Origin of the sequence: Staphylococcus sp. EG-SA-10, from assembly GCF_017151945.1 — a bacterium.
GTDB lineage: Bacteria > Bacillota > Bacilli > Staphylococcales > Staphylococcaceae > Staphylococcus > Staphylococcus aureus.
Genome location: NZ_JACVZJ010000028.1, coordinates 22082 through 28388, shown reverse-complemented (window position 1 = coordinate 28388; position 6307 = coordinate 22082). Strand labels below are relative to the sequence as shown.

General features: G+C 28.0%; 7 protein-coding genes and 7 pseudogenes. 12 read left to right on the top strand and 2 right to left on the bottom strand.

Annotated elements, in window-relative coordinates:
* The 9 genes and pseudogenes from IDG45_RS12605 to IDG45_RS12575 all read left to right on the top strand — a co-directional run.
* Positions 1-458: N-6 DNA methylase (locus IDG45_RS12605; protein ID WP_142670291.1), on the top strand; the 458-nt coding region annotated here is incomplete at its 5' end.
* Positions 451-1101: pseudogene (locus IDG45_RS14175) on the top strand (restriction endonuclease subunit S); the annotation flags it as partial. The gene IDG45_RS12605 and the pseudogene IDG45_RS14175, both read left to right, overlap by 8 nt.
* A 36-nt stretch (positions 1102-1137) precedes the next feature.
* Positions 1138-1641 (top strand): annotated as a pseudogene (locus tag IDG45_RS14170) (restriction endonuclease subunit S).
* Between the two features lie 635 nt (positions 1642-2276).
* Positions 2277-2726, top strand: a complete 450-nt coding sequence (locus tag IDG45_RS12595) for a DUF1433 domain-containing protein (protein WP_000742593.1) — start codon at positions 2277-2279, stop codon at positions 2724-2726.
* A 214-nt stretch (positions 2727-2940) separates the two neighbouring features.
* Positions 2941-3027: pseudogene (locus tag IDG45_RS14165) on the top strand (DUF1433 domain-containing protein); the annotation flags it as partial.
* An 18-nt stretch (positions 3028-3045) separates the two neighbouring features.
* On the top strand, positions 3046-3489 hold the full coding sequence (locus tag IDG45_RS12590; protein ID WP_000747794.1) for a DUF1433 domain-containing protein: 444 nt from the start codon (positions 3046-3048) through the stop codon (positions 3487-3489).
* Positions 3489-3931, top strand: a pseudogene (locus IDG45_RS12585) (DUF1433 domain-containing protein). The gene IDG45_RS12590 and the pseudogene IDG45_RS12585 overlap by 1 nt, the downstream one beginning before the upstream one ends.
* The gene (locus tag IDG45_RS12580) at positions 3931-4374 is read left to right on the top strand and encodes a DUF1433 domain-containing protein (RefSeq protein WP_000731422.1); all 444 of its coding nucleotides are present in this window, start codon (positions 3931-3933) and stop codon (positions 4372-4374) included. The pseudogene IDG45_RS12585 and the gene IDG45_RS12580 overlap by 1 nt, the downstream one beginning before the upstream one ends.
* Positions 4374-4817: a DUF1433 domain-containing protein gene (locus IDG45_RS12575; protein WP_000731413.1), complete on the top strand. Its 444-nt coding sequence runs from the start codon at positions 4374-4376 to the stop codon at positions 4815-4817. The genes IDG45_RS12580 and IDG45_RS12575 overlap by 1 nt, the downstream gene beginning before the upstream one ends.
* 555 nt (positions 4818-5372) lie before the next feature.
* On the opposite strand, the gene IDG45_RS14025 is transcribed toward IDG45_RS12575, so the two are convergent.
* Entirely contained in the window at positions 5373-5504 is a 132-nt protein-coding gene (locus tag IDG45_RS14025) for a hypothetical protein (protein ID WP_256061883.1), read from the bottom strand.
* Positions 5505-5523: 19 nt separating this feature from the next.
* A pseudogene (locus IDG45_RS13955) lies at positions 5524-5622 on the bottom strand (hypothetical protein); the annotation flags it as partial.
* 101 nt (positions 5623-5723) lie between these two features.
* Between IDG45_RS13955 and IDG45_RS12570 the strand changes: the two are divergent.
* From IDG45_RS12570 to IDG45_RS12560, 3 genes and pseudogenes are all read left to right on the top strand, one after another.
* A pseudogene (locus IDG45_RS12570) lies at positions 5724-5911 on the top strand (hypothetical protein); the annotation flags it as partial.
* Between the two features lie 10 nt (positions 5912-5921).
* Positions 5922-6098 carry a hypothetical protein gene (locus IDG45_RS12565; protein ID WP_000375475.1) on the top strand — a complete coding sequence of 59 codons (177 nt, stop codon included), beginning with the start codon at positions 5922-5924 and terminating at the stop codon, positions 6096-6098.
* 7 nt (positions 6099-6105) lie between these two features.
* Positions 6106-6285: pseudogene (locus IDG45_RS12560) on the top strand (DUF1433 domain-containing protein); the annotation flags it as partial.
* Positions 6286-6307: the final 22 nt, after the last annotated feature.

Genomic DNA, 6307 nt, shown 5'->3' with positions numbered 1-6307 from the left:
TCATTCGTCGTTATTTAATCGAAGAAAAGAACTACCTAGAAGCCGTGATTGGCTTACCAGCCAATATTTTCTATGGGACAAGTATTCCAACATGTATTTTAGTGTTTAAAAAATGTCGCCAACAAGACGACAACGTATTATTTATCGATGCATCCAATGATTTTGAAAAAGGAAAAAATCAAAACCATTTAAGCGATGCCCAAGTCGAACGCATTATTAACACATATAAACGTAAAGAAACGATTGATAAATATAGCTACAGTGCGACATTACAAGAGATTGCCGATAACGATTACAACTTAAATATACCGAGATATGTTGATACATTCGAAGAAGAAGCACCGATTGATTTAGATCAAGTCCAACAAGATTTGAAAAATATCGACAAAGAAATTGCAGAAATTGAACAAGAAATCAATGCATACCTGAAAGAACTTGGGGTGTTGAAAGATGAGTAATACACAAAAGAAAAATGTGCCAGAGTTGAGATTCCCAGGGTTTGAAGGTGAATATTCTTTAGACATTTTTGGAAATCTAGCAACGAATAAGAGTGATAAATTTAACCCTCAAAATGAGAATGCAAGTATTGATATAGAATTGGATTGTATTGAACAAAATACGGGTCGATTAATTAAAATTTATAATTCAAAAGAATTTTCAAGTCAAAAAAATAAATTCAATCCACAAAATGTTTTGTATGGGAAGCTCAGACCATATTTGAATAAGTATTATTTTACAAAAAAAAGTGGAGTGTGTTCATCAGAAATATGGATTTTGAAATCAACGAAAGAAGATAAATTATTGAATTTATTTCTATATTATTTTATACAAACAAAACGATATTCTGATGTTGCTAGTAAATCGGCTGGGTCTAAGATGCCAAGGGCTGATTGGGGTTTAATAGAAAATATAAGAGTATATTTTCCAGAATTATGTGAACAGCAAAAAATAGGCGAATTCTTCAGCAAACTCGACCGACAAATTGAATTAGAAGAACAAAAACTTGAATTACTTCAACAACAGAAAAAAGGCTATATGCAGAAAATTTTCTCACAGGAATTGCGATTCAAGGATGAGAATGGTAATGATTATCCGGAGTGGGTTGTTAAGTTAATAGGTGATATTGGAAAAGTTGCTATGAATAAACGAATTTATAAGCATGAAACTTCAGCAAATGAAGAAATACCCTTTTATAAAATAGGTAATTTTGGAAAAAAAGCAGATACATTTATTTCTAGAGAGCAATTTAATGAATATAAAGAAAAATATCCATATCCTAAAAAAGGTGACATCTTAATTTCGGCTTCTGGTAGTATTGGAAAAACAATTGAATACAAAGGGGAAGAAGCTTATTATCAAGATTCAAATATAGTTTGGTTAGATCATAATGAAGAAGTACTTAATGTTTTTTAAAAGTATTTTTATATTCTTGTTAAATGGAATGGAGTTGAAGGAACAACAATTAAAAGACTCTATAATAAAAATATTTTGAATACAAAAATAGACTTACCAACTATTAGTGAACAGCAAAAAATAGGTGACTTTTTTTGCTATATTGATAACTTAATTGAAATACAGGAACAAAAACTTGAATTTTTAAAACGGAGAAAACAATCGCTTCTACAAAAAATGTTTGTTTAATAAGTCTATACAAAACCTCTCACTAATTGAGTTAGTGAGGGGCTTTTTAATTTTACGTTATTAATGTCTAAAAAATAAGAATGCTATTGAAGACTTCTAGATCTGTTCAAAATGATATATTTTCAGAAACTTCAGTGTAGTTTACTTTTAGATATACAAAATAATAATTAAATTATTAATTGGTAATATACTTATGATATGATAGAAGTGAAATAATCCATTTATATAACAATCTATTCAAGATATGTGTATCAATTTATTTCCATTCGTAAAAAAACACATTTAACATGAGATAATATATATAGTGAGTTGCAAAATGTGTTTTAAATTAAACCATTCTATAGTAATTGTCATTACATGAAATAAAAACAACATTAGGATTGGGATATATTTTTAACAAAAAACATAACATTGTATTGCATGAAAAGAACATAGACTAAGTTTTAAAATTCAATTTGAATCATTAATATTTTTTTAAGTTAATGGTTTAAAAATCTGATAGCACCATCAGACATACATCAATATTTAAGTATTGAGACTTATGATGAATTAATTGAAAAATAGCACTTGGATAGAAACAAATAAAAATTAGGATCATCACTATTCATCTTTTCAGGTAAATTGAGGTAATGGATATGAAAAAGAATTATATATTTGTGATAGTTGTTGCAATATTAATATTACTAATTGTTATTGCATACGCGTTTCACAAAAGTAAAAAAGAACATTACATTGAGACACAAGAAAAGCGGATAGATTTGTATTTTAAGCATAATCTAAAAAATTATCATGGTTTGAAAATAACAAAGTTTCAAAAAGCGCTAATGAACACTTATTCTGCTAAAGGGTATATAAATAATAATAAGCAATATGAATTTCAGGCTTTTATAAATTTGAGTGATGATGATAAAAATCAATTTAATGGAGACTTAGAGTATAATGAAAAAAATTTAGGTAAATTATTTAAAGAAAAAGACCATAAAAATGAATTGAAACCTACAGACATTATAAAAAAAGAACACTTGGATAAAAGTGAATATGAAGCCGAGCCACCGTTATTTTTCTTTTCAGGTCCAATTGAGTAAATGATATGAAGAGGATAGGTATCATAGACAATATAGTGATATGCATTTTAAAGTAAACCAGATCATTATTTAAGATTATAAGAAAGAAAAATTGACTAATGTTAAAACCAACAGTCATATGGGTTGAAACGTTTTAACTATCATCGTAAAACCCAGTATACTTAATTTATTTAAAATGTTCGTCAATAAGTCTAATGAAAAGGAGATTGATTTTTTGAATAAAAAACCTCTTGTGATTGTATTTATAATTATAATATTGATTCTAAGCGGAATCTTTTTGAAGATGAAATATGACGAAAAGATACACTAGGGGGTTAAAATGAAAAAGAGATATGTATTTGTGGTAGTTGTTGCAATATTAATAGGCCTAATTATTATTGCATACGCGCATAATAAGCAAAAAAAAGACCATTACATTGAGACACAAGAAAAGCGGATAGATGTGTATTTTAAGCATAATCTTAACAATTATAAAAATATGAAGGTGACAGATTTCCATAAAACTCCGATGGGTGGGTATTTCATTATAGGTTATATAAATGATGATAAAAAATATAAATTCCAAGCAAGTATAGATCCGGGAAGCGATAATCAATATCAGAAAGATATTGGTTACCATGAAGATAAATTAGGCAAATTATTCAAAGAAAAAGACCCTAAATATAAACTCTCTGTCGATGAAATAATTGAAAAAGAACACTTAGACAAAAATGAATATGAAGCGGAACCACCATTATTCTTCTTTTCGGGGAGACTAGAGTGATGAAAAAGAAATATATCGTAATAATAGTTGTAGTAATTATAATAGGTTTGGTAGTCGTGGCATGTGTGATCCATAAGCATAAAAAAGATCATTATATTGAGACGCAAGAAAAGCGGATAGATTTGTATTTTAAGTATAATCTCAAAAATTATCATTCAATGAAAGTTACAAGTTTTAAAAAGAATCCAATGGGTGGTTATTTTATAAAGGGCTTTGTCAATAATAAAAAAATTATAAATTTGATGCTGTGATATTTTCTGATACTAATAAACAATTTAAAGGAGATTTAGGTTATAAAGAGGATAAAATAGGTGAATTATTTAGAGAAAAAGATGCTAAAGACAGATTAAATGTCGATGAAATAATTGAAAAAGAACACTTGGACAAAAGTAAATATGAAGCCGAGCCACCGTTGTTCTTCTTTTCGGGGAGACTAGAGTGATGAAAAAGAAATATATTTTAATATTGCTTATAGTAATTTTAATAGGAATGCTAGTCATTGCATATGCGCACAATAAGAAAACTAAAGACCATTACATTGAAATACAAGAAAAGAGAATAGATTTATATTTTAAATATAACCTTAATAATTATCATTCAATGAAAGTTACTAGTTTTAAAAAGACGCCTATGGGTGGCTATATTGTGGATGGATATGTTAATCACAACAAAAATTATGATTTTAAAGTTCTCATCTCTGCAACTGACAATCATCAATTTGAAGATAGCATAGGATACGATGATAAGACATTTGGTAAATTATTTAAAGAAAAAGACCATAAAAATGAATTAAAATCTACAGATATTATAAAAAAAGAACACTTGGATAAAAGTGAATATGAAGCAGAACCACCATTATTCTTCTTTTCAGGGAGATTAGAGTGATGAAAAAGAAATATATTTTAATAATAGTTAGTGTAATTTTAATAGGTATGATAGTTATTGCATATGCACATAATAAACAAAAAAAAGACCATTACATTGAAACACAAGAAAAGAGAATAGATTTATTTTTTAAGTATAACCTGAATCATTATCAGTCACTGAAAGTAACGAGATTTAAAAAGTCACCAATGGATAGTTATTTTATAGGTGGTTATATAAATAACAATAAAGACTATGAATTTCAAGCTTTTATTAATGTAGGTGGTAGAAAGCAATTTCAAAGAGATATAGGATATGACGAAGAAAAACTTGGAAAACTATTAAAAGAGCAAGAAGTAAAAAATTGGAAAACCGTCGATCAAATAATTGAAAAAGAACACTTGGACAAAAATGAATATGAAGCCGAGCCACCGTTGTTCTTCTTTTCGGGATCTTTGGATTAGATTCGGTTGTATGGTGTAATAAAAATTATTATTATCCTCACAATCATTATAGGACAAGAGTATTTTAAAAAAATCATTACATAACATACAAAAAGTGAGTATTATGAATACCAAAATTAATAATACTCGCTTTTTTGTATATATAATTGATTAAAACTATTGCTATACAGATAAATAGAACAATCTCTAAATTTAATAAGATAAACTCTTTTGACCATATATCAGATGTAGACTTATTAAATAGATTTAGGAAATTTCCAACAGGCGGTATAAAAAAAGCAAGAACTTTAGCATTGGATAACTTTGAACAGTAATTAGGGACAACTTTCTTTACAGATGACCAGTCTATTAAAATGAATCAGCTTTTTTAGGAATTATTTTATTTAGACTGGTACTCTATAGTTTCTCAAATATCTTGTATTTTAATTTGACGAATTCAATTTTAAGAGGATAGATTCTCTTTCTTCAAGCATTAATACAATCACCTACATTTAAAATTAAACAACCCATTAAAGGAGTTTTTTAATAAAGCTAGGCGATTCATTATTCAGTTGATCAAATATCGTTGAAACCAGAGCCAGTCCATAAAATATTTGTAACTGCTATTACTTTATCATCCTCTTTTTCAAAATAAAGTATATCTTCTTTATCTTCATTCTCTAAATGTAAATATTCTATTTCTTTCATTTCCCAAGTTGCTATATATCGCAATGTTTAGTTGCCTAACTTCCGATATTGAACGCATCAGTACAATTTGACATAGAGCACTCTTTAGTTCTTGATGTTTCTCTTTAAAACCTTGCATATTTTACAAAAAGAAAAATTAGCAGTATAATTGAGATAACGAAAATAAGTATTTACTTATACACCAATCCCCTCACTATTTGCGGTAGTGAGGGGATTTTTATTGGTGAGGGGGCTATTAGTGTTATTTCTGCACTAACAGGAGGTTTAGTTGGCGCAGGTGTTGGTGGCTTCCTTGGATCTATAGCTGAATCGAATATTGATACTAGTAAGGGTATATATAATTAAAAACTAAAAAGAATGCAGCCGGGGAATACGTTTTGACAGGAGAAAAATGGGGATATCAGTAAGGGTGATTTTATGGATAGATTAAAATATTCACTTAAAGTTGGAATTTTAGCATTATTATTATTTTGTACTTTAAATTATTTAGTTCCAATGCAAAGAAATGCTTTTTCAATAATTATATATTCGGCAATTTTTGCTGTGTTACTTATGCTTTTAGTTTATATATTTTTAGGAATTTTAAAGAAATGACATGAAACAAATTAGCATTGGCTATGAAGAAATCTATGGGGATAGAATTTTTCATAGCCATTTTTTAAAAGAGCAAGAAGTAAAAAATTGGAAAACCGTCAATCAAATAATTGAAAATGAACACTTAGATAAAAGTGAATATGAAGCGGAACCACCGTTGTTCTTCTTTTCGGGATCTTTGGATTAGATTCGGTTGTAGAGTATAATGA

Excerpts from the sequence above, each read along its gene's own strand:
- IDG45_RS12595 (WP_000742593.1), top strand. The coding sequence starts at position 2,277 with ATGAAAAAGAATTATATATTTGTGATAGTTGTTGCAATATTAATATTA.
- IDG45_RS12590 (WP_000747794.1), top strand. The coding sequence starts at position 3,046 with ATGAAAAAGAGATATGTATTTGTGGTAGTTGTTGCAATATTAATAGGC.
- IDG45_RS12580 (WP_000731422.1), top strand. The coding sequence starts at position 3,931 with ATGAAAAAGAAATATATTTTAATATTGCTTATAGTAATTTTAATAGGA.
- IDG45_RS12575 (WP_000731413.1), top strand. The coding sequence starts at position 4,374 with ATGAAAAAGAAATATATTTTAATAATAGTTAGTGTAATTTTAATAGGT.
- IDG45_RS14025 (WP_256061883.1), bottom strand. The coding sequence starts at position 5,504 with ATGAAAGAAATAGAATATTTACATTTAGAGAATGAAGATAAAGAAGAT.
- IDG45_RS12565 (WP_000375475.1), top strand. The coding sequence starts at position 5,922 with ATGGATAGATTAAAATATTCACTTAAAGTTGGAATTTTAGCATTATTA.